General features: G+C 59.4%; 12 protein-coding genes and 1 tRNA gene. 5 read left to right on the plus strand and 8 right to left on the minus strand.

What is annotated here, in order from left to right:
* Positions 1 to 55: 55 nt before the first annotated feature.
* Positions 56 to 1,705, minus strand: a complete 1,650-nt coding sequence (locus tag H0482_RS09330) for a DUF6119 family protein (RefSeq protein ID WP_193729791.1) — start codon at positions 1,703 to 1,705, stop codon at positions 56 to 58.
* A 137-nt stretch (positions 1,706 to 1,842) separates the two neighbouring features.
* Between H0482_RS09330 and H0482_RS09335 the strand changes: the two genes are divergently transcribed.
* From H0482_RS09335 to H0482_RS09350, 4 genes are all read left to right on the plus strand, one after another.
* Positions 1,843 to 4,209 carry a DEAD/DEAH box helicase family protein gene (locus H0482_RS09335; protein ID WP_330998249.1) on the plus strand — a complete coding sequence of 789 codons (2,367 nt, stop codon included), beginning with the start codon at positions 1,843 to 1,845 and terminating at the stop codon, positions 4,207 to 4,209.
* A gap of 177 nt (positions 4,210 to 4,386) precedes the next feature.
* Positions 4,387 to 6,996: an N-6 DNA methylase gene (locus H0482_RS09340; protein WP_193729792.1), complete on the plus strand. Its 2,610-nt coding sequence runs from the start codon at positions 4,387 to 4,389 to the stop codon at positions 6,994 to 6,996.
* Entirely contained in the window at positions 6,996 to 7,742 is a 747-nt protein-coding gene (locus H0482_RS09345) for a hypothetical protein (protein ID WP_193729793.1), read from the plus strand. Before H0482_RS09340 ends, H0482_RS09345 begins: the two co-directional genes overlap by 1 nt.
* Positions 7,739 to 8,779, plus strand: coding sequence for a PDDEXK family nuclease (locus H0482_RS09350; protein WP_193729794.1), 1,041 nt, complete (start codon positions 7,739 to 7,741; stop codon positions 8,777 to 8,779). The genes H0482_RS09345 and H0482_RS09350 overlap by 4 nt, the downstream gene beginning before the upstream one ends.
* Before the next feature lie 211 nt (positions 8,780 to 8,990).
* On the opposite strand, the gene H0482_RS09355 is transcribed toward H0482_RS09350, so the two are convergent.
* Together H0482_RS09355 and H0482_RS09360 are read right to left on the minus strand one after the other, a co-directional pair.
* Complete coding sequence (locus H0482_RS09355; protein ID WP_193729795.1) at positions 8,991 to 10,685, minus strand: DUF6538 domain-containing protein; 1,695 nt, start codon at positions 10,683 to 10,685, stop codon at positions 8,991 to 8,993.
* Between the two features lie 67 nt (positions 10,686 to 10,752).
* Positions 10,753 to 10,842 (minus strand) — tRNA-Ser (locus H0482_RS09360).
* Between the two features lie 239 nt (positions 10,843 to 11,081).
* Between H0482_RS09360 and H0482_RS09365 the strand changes: the two genes are divergently transcribed.
* Entirely contained in the window at positions 11,082 to 11,405 is a 324-nt protein-coding gene (locus tag H0482_RS09365; protein WP_193729796.1) for a hypothetical protein, read from the plus strand.
* A gap of 111 nt (positions 11,406 to 11,516) precedes the next feature.
* On the opposite strand, the gene gyrB is transcribed toward H0482_RS09365, so the two are convergent.
* The 5 genes from gyrB to rpsT all read right to left on the minus strand — a co-directional run bounded on the left by gyrB (position 11,517) and on the right by rpsT (position 19,220).
* Entirely contained in the window at positions 11,517 to 13,943 is a 2,427-nt protein-coding gene (gene gyrB, locus H0482_RS09370; RefSeq protein ID WP_193729797.1) for a DNA topoisomerase (ATP-hydrolyzing) subunit B, read from the minus strand.
* Between the two features lie 99 nt (positions 13,944 to 14,042).
* Complete coding sequence (gene recF, locus H0482_RS09375; RefSeq protein WP_193729798.1) at positions 14,043 to 15,158, minus strand: DNA replication/repair protein RecF; 1,116 nt, start codon at positions 15,156 to 15,158, stop codon at positions 14,043 to 14,045.
* 198 nt (positions 15,159 to 15,356) lie between these two features.
* A complete protein-coding gene (gene dnaN, locus H0482_RS09380) occupies positions 15,357 to 16,478 on the minus strand; it encodes a DNA polymerase III subunit beta (protein ID WP_193729799.1) in 1,122 nt (373 codons plus the stop codon).
* A gap of 126 nt (positions 16,479 to 16,604) precedes the next feature.
* The gene (dnaA, locus tag H0482_RS09385) at positions 16,605 to 18,056 is read right to left on the minus strand and encodes a chromosomal replication initiator protein DnaA (protein ID WP_193729800.1); all 1,452 of its coding nucleotides are present in this window, start codon (positions 18,054 to 18,056) and stop codon (positions 16,605 to 16,607) included.
* Positions 18,057 to 18,953: 897 nt separating this feature from the next.
* Complete coding sequence (gene rpsT / locus H0482_RS09390; RefSeq protein WP_193729801.1) at positions 18,954 to 19,220, minus strand: 30S ribosomal protein S20; 267 nt, start codon at positions 19,218 to 19,220, stop codon at positions 18,954 to 18,956.
* Positions 19,221 to 19,234 lie beyond the last annotated feature (14 nt).

A 19,234-nucleotide genomic window follows, 5' to 3' on the forward strand; every position in this document is an offset into this window, starting at 1 on the left:
AACGACAAACCATCCAGCATCGGCGCTTGCAGCACCGCAAGCTCGCCGCATAACATCAACCCAAAGACGAGGCCGATACTCCGCTAATCCAAGACCCAAACTGCGCCAAATGATCTGACGACGGACAACGGCGAACATCTAGGTCTTGCATGGCACGCATCAAACTGATCCGAGAAAACAAGGGGAGGTTGCCCGAATTCAGATTGGCGTCCCTATGCGTTATGACGCCGAAGACAACCTTGAAGCGTAGCGCATCGATTGGCACCAGATAATCGGCGAGATTGTTTGCGCCGATCCGTTCCGTGACAAGCTGCCGAAGCTTATTCCTCGACACTTCCTCAAGTTGAACAAGATCAATAGAGTTGACGCCTTGGTTGAACAGGTGGCTGAGCGACGAAGATCGGGTCGAGATTTTTATATGGTAGAGCGTCGCCGTTGGCTCTGCATCTCCAGGAAGCACGCCGACCTCGTAGAGGTCGCACGGCTCGATTTCAGTGCTGCCCATTGGACGGATGTCGGTGCGGTCTAAACAAATGTATCGACCATTCCAGCCCGGAACAGCTTCATTGTAAGCGCCCTCGCTGTAGGCGCGCTTCCCGTCCTTTTCCTCGTCGTGATCGTATGGGCAAAGTGGATTTGCTTCGCAACGAGCATCCAGATAGTTGCGTAGACGGTCTACGAACGCCTTCTCGGCCCTGTACCATTCACCTTCGCAAAGGTGATAGATGACGTCCTCCCCGTTCGGCTCAACGTCGAAGATGACCGACCTATAGATGCTGTATGTGGGACCAGCGGTGCCATCGCTGTCGGTCAGCATGACCCGCATCTGCTTTAGGTCTTCTAGGTCTAGCTCGGCCGGATCATGTGCTGGCTGGACATACTCATAAAACGCACCCAATGCGATGTCCGGATAAATGTCGCTCCGTCCGGCTCCCAGAAACATGCAGCAGGTGTTTCCACGATAATCCACGATGTCTGGTATCGTGAGTTCGACGTCTGCGCTTTGGACCCGAACCGCTGCCACCAAGAACGCATCGAGTTCTGCTATTTTGGAAGGGTCACGGACTGGCGCAATATTCTGGATATTCGGAAAGGCAGTCTTGTAGTCTTCGCTATCATAGAGGCCGAGTAGAGAAGCGCAAAGCTCAGGGAGCTGTGCCGAGGGTAGTTTTAGATTGATCTTGAGGGCGATTGAACCCGTAGCATTCTTAAAGAGTTCGGCGTGCTCCGCCTTCACCGCTCCGGTCAAACTGCGGATAATCTCGCTGTTACCGTCAAAGTCGAGGAAGGTCAGCTCCGTTGAGATTGGCACCTGTGTTCTCTTCCTAAGTGAGGGCCCAGGCGCCACCATGTCGGCACTTTTCAGCTTCGCTGGATCGATGCTGTTGAGGGATACCCTCAAGCCAAAATCATAAACATAGGCATGATCCTTCAGGTGGTGGGCAACATGGCCGAACGCGAGTACGAAATTCCGCTCGCCAACTGGCAAGAATAGCAGCGCGCCTTTGAAAACCTGGGTGAGGGGTTGCTCGACCTGAAAGTACTGACGCCACCACGGGGTGGTTGGCTCATCATCAAGTACAAACAGCGTCGCCCCCTCTGGCAGGTTGCCCGCATTCGCGACAGGCAAATCTTCCTTGAGAGTATTCTCAGCGTCGAAGCCAACTTTAAGTAGGTAAATCGAAAATGGGCGTGACTTCGCCATTGCTTGCCCCCCGGTCGCAATGTTTCTTTGGGTGCATTCCCCGAATACGGACAGCCATTAGGCGCATAAAGTTATGGCCAGGCAAGTGTTTACTCTGCTAGCTCTGACCCATGATGTCGACAGGGGGTAGTGCCGCCGTGAAAGAAGCGACAGCGCGGATCAAGATCAACAAGATGTTGGAGGAGGTTGGTTGGCGGTTTTTCGCGGACGCCAACGGGCCGGCCAACGTCGTCCTCGAGCCCAATGTGAAAGTCGCTTATTCTGACATCGATGCGCTAGGTGCCGACTTTGAGAAGCTGGCTGATGGCTTCATTGATTTCCTTCTTCTGGACCAAGACGGAAAGCCGCTGATTGTTCTAGAGGCCAAGTCGGAGAGCAAAAACCCACTGCTCGGCAAGGAGCAGGCACGGAAATATGCCCGATCACAGAATGCTCGCTTTATCATCCTCAGCAACGGCAATATCCACTACCTCTGGGACCTTGAGCAGGACAGTCCCGTCGTTATCTCCAAGTTTCCCGGGCCGGGCGAGATCAAGAACCACTATGCTTTTGAGCCCAACGCTGAGCGGCTGTCTGCGGAGCCCGTGGATCGCGATTTCATCGTTCTCACCCAGATGCCAAGCTACGCCAGCGAGGCCGCATGGAAGAATGAGCAAGAGCGTTCGGCCTTCATCGAGAAAGCGAAGCTTCGCTTTCTGCGCGACTACCAAAAGCGCGCCGTCACGCGCGTGCAGGAAGCTGTAAGGGAGGGCTCAACTCGTTTCCTATTCGAAATGGCGACTGGCACCGGCAAGACCCTCACCTCAGCCGCTGTGATCAAGCTGTTCCTAAAGACCCGAAATGCGAAGCGCGTTCTGTTTCTGGTTGACCGGTTGGAGCTCGAGGTCCAGGCCGATAAAGCGTTCAAAGAGCTGCTCAGGAACGACTTCACGTCCATCATCTACAAGGAGCAGCGCGATGATTGGCGCAAGGCGGACATCGTCGTGACGACTGTTCAGTCGCTGCTCTTCAATGACAAGTATCGCCGCTTCTTCGCGCCAACCGACTTCGATCTGGTCATTTCCGACGAGGCTCATCGCTCAATTGGCGGTAATGCCCGTGCCGTGTTCGAGTATTTCATCGGGTACAAGCTCGGATTGACCGCCACACCGAAGGATTTTCTGAAGCAATCGAAATCTCACAACCCCACGCGCGATCCTCGCGAGACCGAGCGCCGAATGATGCTCGATACCTACCGCACCTTTGGCTGCGAAACTGGAGAGCCAACCTTCCGCTACTCGCTGCTGGACGGGGTAAAGGACGGCTTCCTAATCAATCCGTACGTCGTTGATGCACGGACATCCGTGACCACTCAGCTCCTTTCGGATCGGGGCTTCGTCATTGATGTTGCAGATGATGATGGAAACACGGGCCAAGAGACTTTCGCCGTCAGAGATTTTGAGAAACGCTTTTTTGCCGAGGCAACTAACGGCGCATTTTGTCAGACCCTGCTGAAGAACGGATTGCGCGACCCAATTTCGGGCGAGTTTGGCAAGACCATCGTGTTCGCGGTAAGCCAGAATCACGCTGCCAAGCTCACTCAGATACTCAATGAAATGGCTGATCAGCTGTGGCCAGGCAAATACCAGTCGGATTTCGCCATGCAGGTCACCAGTCAGGTCCCCGATGCCCAGCGCATGACAATCAACTTTGCCAACAACAATCTGGGCGGGCACAGTGCGTTCACGGCGGACTATCGCACCAGCAAGGCGAGAGTCTGCGTCACTGTGGGAATGATGACCACCGGCTATGACTGCCCCGACATTCTCAACCTTGCGCTGATGCGACCTATTTTTTCGCCGTCCGACTTTGTCCAGATGAAGGGTCGAGGAACGCGGGGTCACAACTTTGCTGACCAGGTGGTTGACCCGACGAAAAAAACCTCGCTCGGCCGGGTGGCCAAGAAGGAGTTTCGTCTCTTCGACTTCTTCGCCAGCTGCGAGTATTTCGAAGAGAAGTTCCAATACGACGAAGAGCTGAAGCTCCCCCAAATCGCCGCAGCACCATTGGGGATTGGCGGCGATCAAGGCAGCGTCGCCACCGGTCGGAGCACCTTCGAGTTCACCGAGCCGGATCAGGTCGTCTATCAGGTCGAGCAGCAGGTTGGCCCGCAAGGGATGCGCGTCGATCGCGAGCTCTTCCAGAAGTTCGAGCAGATTGCCCGGTCTGACCAGCAACTGTCCGACTTCGTAGATCAGCAGAATTGGGACGCAGCAGCCCGTCGCGTGATCGAAGAGCTATTCGACAAACCAAACGACTACTTTAACCTCGAACGGTTGCGCCAAGCTGCCGGTGTGGATCGTCGCATTTCGATAAGAGAATTGCTGGAGAAGGCCTTTGGGCACATCTCGAAATTCAAGTCGAAAGATGAGCTAATCGAAGACGAGTTCCGCAAGTTCGTACTCGACCAAAAGCCAGAAGAAGCAGACCGCCTCAGGCAAATTCGCTATTTCTTCGAGGCCTAAATCCGCGATCCGAAAGTGCGGGCGTTGATTGACGCAGGGCATTTTGGCGACCTGAACGTCAACCCAACCTTCACGACCCGCGACCTAAAGGAAGTGCCTGTGCCATGGCGCAAGCGCATCCCCGAATACATCAAGGACTATGTGTCCCTGAACCCCTTCCTTTGACGAAAGACTGATATGCTCGACACCGACACCAAACGTCGCATCGACACTTGCCGTGATATCCTCGTCGGTAAGGTGCCCGACCCGAAAAGCCAGGTCGAGCAGATCACCATCGCCCTCATCTACAAGTTCATGGACGACATGGACCTTGAGGCCGAAGAGTTGGGCGGCGAACGCCGCTTCTTTACGAAGGAGTTCGAGCGTTTCCGCTGGGCGAAACTGGTAGCCCCCGGTGTTTCTGGCCAGGACATGCTAAACACCTATGCCGAAGCGCTGACCAACATGGTGCAGAACGAGCACCTACCCAAACTCTTCCGCGACATATTCCGCAACGCGTATCTGCCTTACCGCGACCCCGAGACGCTGCGCGCCTTCCTGCGCGAGATAGATACCTTCAGCTATGATCACAGCGAACGGCTGGGTGATGCCTTCGAATACCTGCTTTCGGTTCTGGGCAGCCAAGGCGACGCGGGTCAGTTCCGCACGCCGCGCCACATCATCGATTTCATGGTCGAGATCATCGACCCGAAGAAGAACGAGGTCATCCTGGACCCGGCCTGCGGGACGGCGGGCTTCCTAATCTCGGCCTACAAGCACATCCTGAAACGGAACTCGACCGGGGTAGGCAATGGAAACGGTACCAGCACCGAGGGCGACGCCGCCGAACAGGCGCTGGAAAGCCCGATGCGCTATTCGGGCGATTTGTTACAGCCCGAAGACCGGGCCCACCTTGCCCGCAATATCAAAGGCTATGACATCTCTCCCGACATGGTTCGCCTGTCGCTGGTCAACCTTTACCTGCATGGCTTTGCCGACCCGAAGGTCGAGGAATACGACACTCTGACCAGCGAAGACAAATGGACCGAGATGGCTGACGTCGTTCTCGCCAACCCGCCCTTTATGTCGCCAAAAGGCGGGATCAAGCCGCACACCCGCTTCCAAGTTCAATCCAAGCGCAGCGAAGTGCTGTTTGTCGACTATATCGCCGAACACCTGACCCCGAACGGCCGCGCCGCCATTGTCGTGCCCGAGGGGATCATCTTTCAGAGCCAAAGCGCCTATGTGGCCCTACGCAAGATGCTGGTCGAAAACCACCTCGCTGCTGTCATCTCGCTGCCCGCGGGCGTTTTCAACCCATATTCAGGCGTCAAGACTTCGATCCTTATCCTTGATCGCGCATTAGCCAAGGCGAGTAAGCACGTTGCTTTCTTCAAGATTGAAAAGGATGGATTCAGCTTGGGCGCGCAGCGGAAGGCCGAGAAAGGCTCTCAACTGCCGCAGGTGAAGGCTGAGCTTGGGGCTTGGTTGCTGGCCGCGCGGGCTGGTGCCGGTGAGGGGTTGGAAAGCAACCTCGGAAGCGCGGTGGAGCGGGCACGTCTCGCAGAAGGCGGGGATTACAACCTGAGCGTCGAGCGCTATCGAGCGGCAGAGGCAGGCCAAATTTCAAGGTGGCCGATAGTAAAACTTGGTGAACATTGTGAATTTCGCACCGGCGGAACGCCAGCGTCAACGGTTGCAGAATACTACACGGATGGCCAGGTGCCTTGGCTGGTATCTGGGGACATTCACAAGCGCGAAATCTTTGACTGCGAAAGGCGCATCACCCAAGCTGGCGTGGACAACTCAAACGCACGACCCCTTCGGCGCAATTCAGTTTTGATTGCGCTCAACGGGCAAGGGAAGACCCGAGCAACAGTTGCGCTTTTGCGAATGGACGGCGCAACATGCAACCAGTCCCTTGTCGCAATGTATCCCCTCAACGACGAAAACCTGGTCCCAGAGTTCCTGTTCTGGACGTTGCGTTCGAAGTATCAAGAAATCCGAGACATCACCGGGGACAACCAACGAAGCGGTCTAAACATCCCCATTCTGAAAAGCATCGAAATTCCTCTGCCGCCGGTTGACGTGCAGCGCGAGATTGTGGCTGAGGTCGAGAGGTATCAGCGCGTCATCGACGGTGCCCGCGCCGTTCTAGACAATTATCGCCCCCACATCCCCGTTGACCCTGAATGGCCGATGGTGGAACTCGCGGCGGTGTTTGACGCGCTTGAAGGCGGGGTCAGCGTAAATTCCGAGAACCGGGCGAAGCTACCAGGCGAGGTGGGAGTGCTGAAAACCAGCGCCGTTACGTCGGGAGTATTCAACCCAGATGAGCACAAAGCTGTATTGCCAGAAGAAGTGGACCGGGTGAAATGCAGCCCTCGAAAGGGCGCGATCATCATAAGCCGCATGAATACTGAGGCCCTCGTTGGGGCAAGCGCGTATGTTGACGATGACTATCCCGACCTGTTTCTGCCGGATCGCCTGTGGCAGACGGTCATTTCCCGAAGGGATGTCAGTGCTAAATACATTCAAACGGTCATTTCTTCCGATGAATATCGAGCACGAATTTCCTCGATCTGCGGTGGAACCAGCGGAAGTATGAAGAATGTCGCAAAGTCGCAACTTCTGAAAATCAAGGTTCCACTTCCCGACTACGATATTCAACAGAGCATTCTTATCGATATCGAAGCCGAACAGGAAATTGTTCGCGGCAATCGCGATCTAGAGGCCCGCTTTCAAAAAAAGATCGACGCCGCAATTGCCCGTGTCTGGGGTGAGGCCAGTAGTGATGGAGCAGACTGATGGACGAGGCTCTGGAACTGGGCACTTATCTGCCTCAGTCATTTGCAAATACCAATGAGCAAGCCTATCTTGATTTTCTCTGGTCTGCGTTTCAGACGAACTACGAAGCGGGGCGCTACGAATTCGCGAGCCTCGCCTTTCATCTGCTTTACATGAGCTTTGTTAGCTTCTCGATCTGGCAAATTCGACTCGCTCGGCCTTTGCCCTTCGCAATGGCGATGGTCGGATTCGATAAGAGTGAGAGCGCGCTGATGGCATGCGAAAGCCCTTTCAAGTTCTACGACCAGCTAAAAGAGAGCCAGATTTTTCGGTTTCTGAAACTCATTGGCTGTTCCAACCAGCAAGTGGGTGAGTTCGCAAAATTCGTTAAGCGCCGCAATAAGATAGCGCATCCGACCGGAACGGTCTTCTTCAATGATCAAGCTGAAATAGATGCTGAGATTGCGGACATGATGAAGGAGGTTCGCAACATCGAGGCTCATATGCAGCCGGTGATCGCGGAGCTCTACGAAGCCTTTCTGCGGGGCGAAAGCGCCGATCCTGAGTCGCGTCAGTACTCTGATTTGGCAGACGAAGTTCGAGTCAACCTTGTCCATGTGAACTACATGTCCAGCGCTGACATCGCATATTGTCGTGATTTCGACCTGTCCGCACTGGAGGGGCAGCCATTGCACGACGAGATGCTGCTTTTGCATGACGCCTTGGTGGCCATCTATCCACCGGACGAGATGGGGGAAGCAGCGTGACATCCTTATACGGTATCGTTGGCAACCAGCTTCTTCCCGCGAAGCGGCGGGCGCTCACCAGGGAAAGCTTGATCGAGGACTGGCTCGCCGGTGATCCCACCCTTGCCGGGCTCGACGCGATGATTGTCGGACGACAGGTGCCTACCGACCACGGGAAGTTCATCGATCTACTCGCTATGGATGCCTCGGGGGCGCTCATCATCATCGAGCTGAAAAAAGACCGGACGCCGCGCGAGATCGTCGCCCAGGTTTTGGACTACGCTTCATGGGTCCGCACGCTCACCACTCCCGAAATTTACGAACGCGCAGAGAAGTACCTCAATCAGCGCTTGGCGACAGCGTTCCGCGAGAAGTTCGGCGAACCGATACCGGATCAATTGAACGCCACACATTCCATGTTGATCGTTGCTAGCGAGCTCGACCCGGCGTCTAAGCGGATCGTGGAATACCTGTCTGAGGAACATGGCGTTGCGATCAACACTGTGTTTTTCAACGTTTTCGAGGCAAACGGGCAAGAGTGGCTGACAACGGATTTCCTGCTTGATCAGGAAGAGGTCGAAGAGCGCTCCGAACGCAAGGTTCGCGCTCCGTGGTCCGGCTACTTTTTTGCCAATGCTGGTCTCAACGAAAGCAGGACTTGGGAAGACTATCGCAAGTATGGCTTCATAGCGGCGGGCGGCGGAGAATTCTATTCAGGCCGCTTGGGCCAGCTGAGCGTCGGCGACGAGCTTTTCCTCTTTGACAAAGGAAATGGCTACCTGGGCCATGGTGTCGTTACCGAAGAAAAGACCCCAGCCGCTGACTTTCAGACGCCGGATGGTCCACTGCTCGAACAACCACTGCTTGGCCGCAACTTGGGACACGACGCCGACAATCCGGAGCTCGCCGAATATGTTGTGGGAATCGACTGGAAACACACCATCGAGCGCCCCCAGGGGAAGTGGTTCAAAGGCGCCTTCGCCAACCAGAACATTGTCTGCAAGCTTCGAGATCAGGCAACCGTGGATTTCCTGAAGTCGGAGTTTGGGCTGGAGTAGAAGAGCGCAGGGGTTTGCATATCGACTGCGGATGCTGCTTGGGGCTAGATCGCCCATCTGTGTTTTCTGGATTGCCATCGCCTTGGCCCTCGACGTCTTTGCGATTGGCGGTACCTCATCAGACCCGCTGGTTTTGATCAACTCACGCCACTGCGACGTGCCGCTTACTGGTCCTGAAGAGCGGGCTGCTGCCCAGTGCCGGTTACCACGCTCAGGCCCTTGCCAAAGCGTCGAAATCGAGCCCCATGAAGATGCTCGGGTCGAAGCCATCTGGGAATGGCAGATTGGCGAGCAGCGGCGCATCGGTCGGATCGACAACGAGGTCGCCATAGTCCTCATGGGTGTCACGGCGGGAATGGCCGGCCTGCACGCGGCGGGAGTATTCGGTGACCCCCGCCTCCCGCATCCGGGTCGTGCACTGGTGCCGGAACCCGTGATAGGAGCCACCCGTCTCGGCTTCCTTGAGCAACTTATTCGCGGCCTTCTGCATCGCGTCTTCAGGGTCGTCGCATTGGTTCATGCGCTCGAAGATGAAACCCGGTTGCCGCATGGCCCAATCAACAAAGCCGATCTCATCGAAAAACCGATGCATGATGAAGCCGTCTAGCGAAGCCGCCGTCTTATAGCCATTGTTCTCCAACGCCCCGTCTTCGTCACGAAAGTGCTGATCGAGGCTCGCCACCACATAGTCGCCCACACGCCGGATGTTGGGTCCCTGCAATCGCGTAAGCAGCCCGATGCGCCGCCCGGTCCAGAAGCCAAGCGGCAGGATCAGCGCCTTGTGCAACTCGCCCGATTCCACCCCGAGATGGAACGCCTTCGCCACCTTTGCTATGGCAGGTGCCTTGCGACGCTTCGGCTCCGCGAAGATTGACGGATAGAAAAGCCGTGCACCCGCAAAAGGATCGGTGACGCCCGCGTTGGCAGCGGCAAGCGCCGTGATCGCCTTGATGTCGGCGAGATAATGGCCGCTGACCGTGTTGCGCGCCATGACTCCATATTGGTGCTTGTCGTTCATCGCGAGGATTTCCAATGCGGTCTTACCCTCGAACGCTTTCACGTCGTCGCGCTCAGGCGGCCAATATTGCAACTGGTTGAGATAGGCTTGGAGATCGGGAGCGCCATAGTCACTGATGGGCTTATCTCCCATCAACGAGGCGAACAGTTCGGCGCGTCCACGAATCGAATGAATATCGCCACTTTCTTTGCCGCCATTGGCGGCAATTCTGGTGTCGAGATAGGTTTTGGTCGCAGCACGGAAAGTCGGGACCGAGGACGACGCACCATCAACGGTGGCGGCGATGGCGTTGGCCTGCCGTTCCAAGGCCGTGGTCAGGCGCTCCATCGCCATAGCCAGAGGCCCCACGTCGGATGGCCCCGCCCCTGCCGCACTCTCCCCACGCATCTTATCAATGGCACTCTGGCGCAGTCGGTCGGCGTTTTCCGCCACGTAGCGCGATGTCGGCTCTTCCTTGTTGATTAGGATCAGGTCCCGCAAACCATCGATATAGGGGTCAGGTGCAGGATCGGATTTCGCCGCCATATCCAGCGACAATTCGAGCCCCCGAAAGAACCCCGTCCATTCGGCCATTGCCACAGGGGTAAGGTCAAACACCGATTGGTCTTCGACCTGCATCTCTTCGGCCATGCCACGCACCTTACTGGAAACACTCTCAGCCGCAGCCGCGAGCAGTCGAGCCCTTCGGTTCGCCTCGCGGATTGGCAACGCGCCTATTGAACAACGGAAAAAATGGATTCGCACATGTTTCTTGATGTCGGCGGGGACACGGACCTGAAACCGCCAGCCGGATCCATGCCGGGTCAGGTAGCGGGTCGATCGCTCGGTGGAGAGTCTGGGTACATTCGTGGGTACAATCATGGGTACGACGCTCGACGGAATGGCCATCGCCGAACGTCAAAAACCCAATCGTATCAGGATGTTACAGCAGATCGCACAGAGTTGCGAAATGCGGTGGCGGAGAGAGAGGGATTCGAACCCTCGAGACGGTTCCCCGCCTACACACTTTCCAGGCGTGCGCCTTCGACCACTCGGCCATCTCTCCGCATCGCCTGAATCGGACCCGGAGGGCAGAAACACAGCCCTGGACGGCCGTTGCGAGCGTGGCGCAATATACCCATGATCGGGGCGGGCGCAAGGGATCACTTCGATCACTGCACGATTGTTTTTCGCACACGGAATAGCGTCTTGTGACAATCGGCTTTGGCGTGGCAAAAGGGGCTGGCACCGTGAACATGAGCCGGGGGCGGATCGGCTTGACCTCGGCAAGTACAGGGACAGTGTATGCGGCTCGTCTTCAGACTATTGGGAACCTGGCTGATCGGCGTGGCGCTGATATTTCTTGTCATCGACGGGACAAAATCACTGGCCGCCAACGAAATTATCTTTGTCAGCCTGGAGCAGGCCTGGTCTCAATTGCACCCGCCCAGCCTTGAGGCGTTCGGCAGCTTTCTCGACAGCCGGTTCTTTGCCGATCTGCTGCGACCCATGCTGGCGGCGCTGCTGAGCTTTCCCGCCTTTGCCGTTCTGGCGGCGCCCGGCATCGCCCTGGCACTGGCCGGGCGTCGGCCGCGCCGCGACGGCTTCCTGCGCCAGGAGCAGATCTAGCGGTCGTGAAGGCGAGCCCGTCCCGACCGACTTTCAAGCGATTTCGTAGGACGACAGCGCCCGTGACGCCGGCCGAGACCGTGGCCTGAGCCACGGCCCCGTTCGAGTGCGTCAGACGTCGAGATTGCTCACATTGAGCGCATTGTCCTGGATGAAGTCGCGGCGGGGCTCGACCAGATCGCCCATGAGGGCGGTGAAGATCTGGTCGGCTTCGTCGGTCTGGTCGATTTCGACGCGCAGCAGGGTGCGGGCATTGGGATCGAGCGTGGTTTCCCAGAGCTGCTCGGCATTCATCTCGCCCAGCCCCTTATAGCGTTGCAATGACAGCCCCTTGCGGCCGGCATCGGTCACCGCCTTGAACAGGGTGGAGGGGCCATAGATGGGGATGGCCTCGCCCTTGCGGGTCAGTGTCGGCACGCCGCCGAACAATTCGTCGAGCCGCTCGGCCAGGGCGCGGAGCTTGCGCGCATCGGCGCTTTGCAGCAGCGCCCGGTCGATCTGATGGGTTTCGGTCACCCCGCGCACGGTGCGGGAGAAGGCCAGGGCCTCGTCCTCGGTCAATTCGCCGGTCCAGCCGCGCTCCAGTTCATCAGAAATCCGGTCCAGCCGCCCGGCGACGCGCTTCAGCGTCTCGGCGCTCTTTTCGGGGTCCGACATGCCATCGGGATCGAGCCCGCCGACAATGGCCGCCTGCTCCACCAGGTTGCGATTGTAGCGGGTGTTGAGATTGTTGATCGCCTTGGTGATGTCGCGGGCCTGCTGGAGAATGGCGAGCAGGTCGTGCCCGGCATGTTCGGCTCCGTTGCGGGTCTTGAACACGGCGTCTTCCAGCCCGCCCTCGAGCAGGTAGTCTTCCAGCGCTTCCTCGTCCTTGAGGTAAAGCTCGGAGCGGCCGCGCGTGGCTTTGTAGAGCGGGGGCTGGGCGATATAGATATGGCCGCGCTCGATCAGTTCGCGCGTCTGGCGATAGAAGAAGGTCAAGAGCAGCGTGCGGATATGGGCGCCGTCCACGTCGGCGTCGGTCATGATGATGATCTTGTGATAGCGCAGCTTGTCGGCGTTGAATTCCTCCCGGCCGATGCCGGTGCCCAAAGCGGTGATCAGCGTGCCGACCTGGTCGGACGAGATCATGCGGTCGAAACGGGCGCGCTCGACATTGAGGATCTTGCCGCGCAGCGGCAGCACCGCCTGGTTGGAGCGGTCGCGGCCCTGCTTGGCGGAGCCACCGGCCGAGTCGCCCTCGACGATGAAGATTTCCGACTTTGCCGGATCGCGCTCCTGGCAATCAGCCAGCTTGCCGGGCAGCGAGGAAATCTCCAGCGCTCCCTTGCGGCGGGTCAGTTCACGCGCCTTGCGGGCGGCCTCGCGGGCCGCGGCGGCTTCCACCACCTTGCCGACAATGGTCTTGGCCTCGTTGGGATGTTCCTCGAACCATTGGCCGAGCTTTTCGTTGACGATGTTCTCGACCACCGGGCGGACCTCGGAGGAGACCAGCTTGTCCTTGGTCTGGGAGGAGAATTTGGGATCGGGCACCTTGACCGAGAGCACACAGGTCAGCCCCTCGCGGGTGTCATCGCCCGAAAGCGTCACCTTTTCCTTCTTGGTGATGCCCGAGCTTTCCGCGTAGGAGGTGACTTGGCGCGTCAGCGCCCCGCGCAGGCCGGCCAGATGGGTGCCGCCATCGCGCTGGGGAATGTTGTTGGTGAAGCAGAGCACGTTTTCGTGGTAGCTGTCGTTCCATTGCAGCGCCACTTCGACGGTAATGCCGTCCTTTTCGGCGCGCATGCTGATCGGCGCCTCCAGCACCGAGGCCTTGGACTTGTCGAGATAGCGGACAAAGGCCTCGAGCCCGCCTTCATAGAACAATTCCACTTCGAGCGGCTCAGGATGGCGGCGGTCGGCGAGCAGGATGCGCACGCCCGAATTGAGGAAGGCCAGTTCGCGCAGGCGATGTTCCAGCGTCTTGAAATCGAACTCCACCATGGTAAAGGTCTGGGGGCTGGGCAGGAAGGTCACCGACGTGCCCGAGCGCCCTTGATAATCGCCCACCACGCTCAGCGGCCCGTCGGCCACGCCATGGGTGAAGCTCATCTCATGCAGCTTGCCGCCCTGGCGGATGGAGAGCTTGAGAAAGACCGAGAGCGCATTGACCACCGAGACGCCCACACCGTGCAGGCCACCGGAAACCTTGTAGGAATTCTGGTCGAACTTCCCGCCGGCATGAAGCTGGGTCATGATGACCTCGGCGGCCGAGACCCCCTCTTCCTTGTGAATGCCGGTGGGAATGCCGCGACCATTGTCGGTCACGGTGCAGGAGCCATCGGCATTGAGCGTCACGGTCACGAGATCGGCGTGACCGGCCAGGGCCTCGTCGATGGCATTGTCCACCACTTCGGTGACCATGTGGTGCAGGCCCGAACCGTCATCGGTGTCCCCGATATACATGCCCGGACGCTTGCGCACGGCATCGAGGCCCTTGAGCACCTTGATGCTGTCGGCGCCATATTCGGTCGGGGTCGGGTTTTCGCTGTCGCTCATAGGGTCCGAATCAGTCGTTAAAACTCAAATTCCGTTCTAGCGGAACAGGGGTGAATCCCCAAGAAAATTGGCCGTTTCGCCGGTATTTGCGGGGGATTTTCACCCCTGGCGAGCCAGCCGCCCGTCGCGCACGCCAATGTGCTGGGCCCGATCCTGCAAGGCCTCGAACAGCAGCGCGTCGGTGCCGGTGAGGAAGCATTGCGTTTCCAGCCCATCCAGCGCCTGAAACAAGGCGCTTCTGCGGTCGGGATCGAGATGGGCGGCGATCTCGTCGAGCAGCAGGAACGGGGTGATGCCGCACCGCAGGCGGACCAGCCGCGCATGCGCCAGGACGAGCCCGATCAGCAGCGCTTTCTGCTCACCGGTCGAGCCCAGGGCCGCCGGCATGCCCTTCTGGGCATGGACGACTTCGAGATCGACGCGATGCGGTCCTGATGTGGTGCGTCCGGCGGCGCGATCAAGGCCGCGCGCTGCATGCCAGCGCTGCGCCAAGAGGGCCTCGAGTTCGGCCGAGACCGTCGGCACCGGCTCCGCCTCCAGCAGCGGCGTCAGCGCCAATTGGGCAGCGGGGAAATTGGTGTCATCAAGGCTCTCGGCGATCAGCGCCTGCAAATGCTGCAGGCTATCGCTGCGATTGAGATGGACCGCCGCGCCCAATTCGGCCATTTGCGCCTCGAGGGCGGAGAGCCAGCGCGCATCGCCCCCCTCCTCGAGCAGCCGGTTGCGCTGGCGCATGGCCTTGTCGAAATCGGATACGGCGGCGGAATGGGCCGGGATCAGCGTCGTCACCAGCCGGTCGAGAAAGCGCCGCCGGTCGCCGGCCGGCCCGGAGAACAGGCCGTCCATGGCCGGAGTGAGCCAGAGCACGCGCAGGTAATCGCTCATCGCCTCGATGGAGCGGGCATTGGCGCCATTGATGCGCACCCGCCGCCCGCCATCGGGCAGGGCGCCGGTTCCGATATCGGCGGGGCCGTTTTCGGTCTCGATACTGGCGGCAACGGCCCATGGGAGGTCCGAGCCCAGCGATTGCAGATTATCGAAACTCGCCCCGCGCAAACCGCGCCCGGGCGAGAGCACGGAGATGGCTTCAAGCAGATTGGTCTTGCCCGAGCCATTGGGGCCGGTCAGCACCACGTGGCGGGCATCGAGGTCGAGCGCCGCCGAGGCATAATTGCGGAAAGCGGTGAGGCGGAGGCGGGAGATGTGGCGGATCATGAGCAGAATTTCTCACCCCCGCCGCTCGCCACCCTCGGGCTCGACCCGAGGGTTCTTTCGGCTGTGGCAAACGCCTTCAAGTCAGGTCCGAAGGTGACGGTCCTGGATCGGGAAGGCCAGCCGCCTTGCGAGCATAGCTCTCCGGGCCTAGCCGTCTTAAATCGCTCCACTGGAGCGATTTTCCCTGCGGGACGCCGCCTAGACCCGCATCGGCATCAGCACATAAAGCGCATTGGCGTCGCCCTCTTCCTTGACCAGGGTCGGGGAATTGGCGTCGTTGAACAGGAAGACGGCGTTTTCCGAGCGGATCTGGCCGATAATGTCGAGCAGATAGCGGGCATTGAAGCCGATCTCGAAGGCGTCAATATCGAAATCCACCGCCACTTCCTCGCTGGCCGTGCCGTGATCGGGATTGGTGACCGAGAGTTCGAGCAGGCCATTGCTGGCGGCGAGCTTGACCGCCTTGCCGCCGCGGTCCGAGGCAATGGTGGACACGCGGTCCACGGCGATGGCGAAGCCGGCGCGATCGACCAGCATCTGCTTGTCGTTGTTCTTGGGGGTCACCCGGTCGTAATCGGGGAAAGTGCCCTCGATCAGCTTGGAGAGCAGCACCACGGTGCCGACGGTGAAGCGGATCTTGGTGTCGGACACCTCGACCCTGACCGTGCCATCGACGCCGTCGAGCAGTTTCTGGACTTCGCCCACGGTCTTTTTCGGCACGATGATGCCGTTCATGCCCTCGGCGCCGGCGGGGGCGGCGATCTCGGCCCGGGCCATGCGGTGACCATCGGTGGCCACGGCGCGGAACAGGCTGCCATTGGCGGAATTTTCCACGGCATGGAAATAGATGCCGTTGAGATAATAGCGCGTCTCCTCATTGGAGATGGCGAATTGGGTGCGCTCGATCAATTCGCGCAGCGCGGCGGCCTCGATGTCGAATTCATGGGCGAAAGCGCCCGACTTGAGATCGGGGAAACTGTCGGGAGAAAGACAGGCGAGGTTGAACCGCGAGCGCCCGGAGGTCAGCACCATGTTCTCGCCGCCATCGGTCTCGAGCTTGACCTCGGCCCCGTCGGCGAGCTTGCGCACGATTTCATAGAGCGTATGGGCGGGCACCGTGGTCGATCCGGGAATGGACACCATGGCGGGCACGCTCTCGGTCACCTCGATATCGAGGTCGGTGGCGCGCAATTCGACCCGGTCGTCAGCGGCCTTGAACAGCACGTTGGCCAGGATCGGATAGGTGTTGCGGCGCTCCACCACCCGATGCACATGGCCCAGCGATTTGAGCAGATGATTGCGTTCGAGCGTGACTTTCATATTCCCAACCTACCCTGGCACCTGGAGCCGTCCACAAGACGACAAACCCCGACGAAGCGGGGCTTGGACATTTGCAAGACGGAACCGAAAAGGCAAGGGCAGGCGGCACTTTGCCGCCGTTTATCCCTATTCTTCGAGCATGCGCTTGAGCAGTTCGATCTCCTGGCCCAGCTCGATATCGTCCTTGATCATCTGCTCGACCTTGCGCACCGAATGCAGCACGGTGGTGTGGTCGCGGCCGCCGAAGCGCCGGCCGATTTCGGGCAGGGAGCGGGCGGTGAGCGCCTTGGCCAGATACATGGCGATCTGGCGGGGACGCACCACGTCGCGGCTGCGGCGGGCCGAAAGCAATTCGTTGCGCGGCACCTTGTAATGGCGGGACACGGCTTTGAGAATATCCTCGATGCGGACGCGCTTGGCGTCGCGGGCGCGGATCAGGTCGGCCAGGGTCTTTTCGGCCAGCGGCACGGTGATGAGTTCGCCGGTCAGCTGGTTGGCGGCGACGAGGCGGTTGACCGCGCCATCGAGATCGCGGCCATGGCTGACCACGGCGCGGGCGATATAATCGATCACCGCATTGGGAAATTGCATGCCGAAACGGGCATTCACCTGCTCGGCGCGGCGCTGCACGATGTCGCGGCGCAGGTCGAGATCGAAAGTGGAGATCGGCACGACCAGCCCGCCCGACAGGCGCGAGCGCACCCGCTCGTCCAGCATTTCCAGATCGCGCGGCGGCGCGTCGGCGGCCACCACGACCTGCTTGGCTCCGGTCAGCAGCGTGCCCAGGGTATGGCCGAATTCGGTGGCGGATTTTCCTTGCAGGAATTGCATGTCGTCGATCAGCAGCAGATCGACCCGGCGCAGCCATTCCTTGAAGCCGAGCGCGCTCTGGCGCTGCACGGCGGTGATGAAATGGTACATGAAATGGTCGGCCGTCAGATAGACGATGTTCTTGGACGGGTCGGCCTGGGAAACCTGATGGGCGATGGCGTTGAGCAGGTGCGACTTGCCCAGGCCCACGGTGGAATGAATATAGACCGGATTGAAGGTCACCGCATTGTTGATCGCCGCATTGGCGATCTGGCGGGCGACGCCGAAGGCCATTTCATTGGCGGTGCCGGCGACGAAGCTGTCAAAGGTCATGCGCGGATCGATGGCGCTGCCCGAAAGCGCGTCACCCCTGGCATTATCGCGCACAAGGCGCGGCGCAGCGGGCATGGACGGGGCTGGAGCGGCGGCGGTCTCGGCAAGCTGGGAAGCGGGCGCCTCAGCGGCCGCCTCGGCAACGGGCGCAATGCGCGGACGGGCCTGGCCATTGACCCGCATGGTCACCTGCAGGCGCGCCATGTCGGGCAGATCGTGGCGGAATGCTTCCAGAATGCGTTCCGAATAATGCGATTGCACCCAGGAACAGAGGAAACGGGTGGGGGCGGACAGATGGACGAGATCGTCGACCAATTCCTCCAGTTCGAGCCGCGCGAACCAGGACGTGAACACGTCCTCGCCGACCGAAGCCTTGAGCCGGGCCCGCACCCGGGTCCAGAGATCGCGCTGGGTTTCGGAGGAGCCGTCGGACATGACAGGATTATCGCCTTTTGAAGAAGAAGGAAGGGAGGAGGCATCGGCCAAATCGTCTCTTCCCGCAATCGCCTGTCGCATCATTGTCTCTAGCCCCATTCTGTTGCCGCCCGGTCCGCAAAGCCCGGCAATATTACTCTTGTTGTCCCGCCCTGCCCGGCCCGTCTCGGACCCATGGACACGGCTTCGCCCCTGCGCCCGCCAGGCGGGCGCATTCATGCTGGACGGTGGTCGCTCCACCGCCTTTATTATTGACCTATCCCTTGATCCCGGCCTGACCCGGCCAGTGGTCCATCAAACGCCGCCAATCTTGATTTCGCCGGCCGCAAATCTGCGCGACCAACAAAGTCTTCATCGGCAACTACTCCCCGGCGCTGCCGCCGGTACTGCCCCAAACCCAGGTCCGCTCGCGGTCCCGGCCGGCGCTTTGTGGGGCGGTTCCGCCCCTCGTTTTCCTTGCCGGCCAAGGTACATTAGAGGCACGAATTTGGACCCGCAACACGTGAATCGTTGAAATAGGGGCTTGACTCGGAAGGAAGGAAATCCACACCCCGCGCCAGGAAAAACCACCCTCCGGCAAGGGCCTGTGACTCAAGGCAGATTCAAACCTCTAGTCCCTGCCGGCATGATGAAAAATTTATTCCACCAATGGGGTCAACCCGGAGAAACCGAGCCCCGACACCATCAGAAAAATACCAAGCAAACCTTTGCGGTCCTTAAAAAAACCGTCGCCGGCACCAAACATTCCATCAAAGAGGGAATTGTCGTGAAACGGTTACATGACAGCAGTGCGACGAAAAAGCTTGCCCTGCTACCATACAACAAAAAAGGCCCCTTTCGGAGCCTCTTTCCAGGTCTGCGGGGCCTCGTGCCGATAGCGGCGCGGCCCTCGGGCGATCAGACCGCCAGAGCCTTAACGCGGCTATTGAGGCGAGACACCTTGCGCGAGGCCAGATTGGCATGGACGATGCCCTTGCCGGCGGCGCGATGGATTTCGGGCTCGGCAGCCTTGAGCGCGGCGAAGGCGATGGCGTGATCACCGGCGGTGATCGCTTCCTCGACCTTGCGGATGAAGGTGCGCATGCGGCTACGACGCGACTTGTTGACCGCGGTGCGGGCAGCAATCTTGCGGGTGGCCTTCTTGGCTGACGGCGTATTGGCCATTTGGTCCTCTTGAG

Origin of the sequence: Devosia faecipullorum, assembly GCF_015158295.1 — a bacterium.
GTDB lineage: Bacteria > Pseudomonadota > Alphaproteobacteria > Rhizobiales > Devosiaceae > Devosia > Devosia faecipullorum.

What these genes read in the sequence shown, in the direction of transcription:
- H0482_RS09330 (WP_193729791.1), bottom strand. Translation starts at nt 1,705, where the DNA reads ATGGCGAAGTCACGCCCATTTTCGATTTACCTACTTAAAGTTGGCTTC.
- H0482_RS09340 (WP_193729792.1), top strand. Translation starts at nt 4,387, where the DNA reads ATGCTCGACACCGACACCAAACGTCGCATCGACACTTGCCGTGATATC.
- H0482_RS09345 (WP_193729793.1), top strand. Translation starts at nt 6,996, where the DNA reads ATGGACGAGGCTCTGGAACTGGGCACTTATCTGCCTCAGTCATTTGCA.
- H0482_RS09355 (WP_193729795.1), bottom strand. Translation starts at nt 10,685, where the DNA reads ATGGCCATTCCGTCGAGCGTCGTACCCATGATTGTACCCACGAATGTA.
- H0482_RS09365 (WP_193729796.1), top strand. Translation starts at nt 11,082, where the DNA reads ATGCGGCTCGTCTTCAGACTATTGGGAACCTGGCTGATCGGCGTGGCG.
- gyrB (WP_193729797.1), bottom strand. Translation starts at nt 13,943, where the DNA reads ATGAGCGACAGCGAAAACCCGACCCCGACCGAATATGGCGCCGACAGC.
- recF (WP_193729798.1), bottom strand. Translation starts at nt 15,158, where the DNA reads ATGATCCGCCACATCTCCCGCCTCCGCCTCACCGCTTTCCGCAATTAT.
- dnaN (WP_193729799.1), bottom strand. Translation starts at nt 16,478, where the DNA reads ATGAAAGTCACGCTCGAACGCAATCATCTGCTCAAATCGCTGGGCCAT.
- dnaA (WP_193729800.1), bottom strand. Translation starts at nt 18,056, where the DNA reads ATGTCCGACGGCTCCTCCGAAACCCAGCGCGATCTCTGGACCCGGGTG.
- rpsT (WP_193729801.1), bottom strand. Translation starts at nt 19,220, where the DNA reads ATGGCCAATACGCCGTCAGCCAAGAAGGCCACCCGCAAGATTGCTGCC.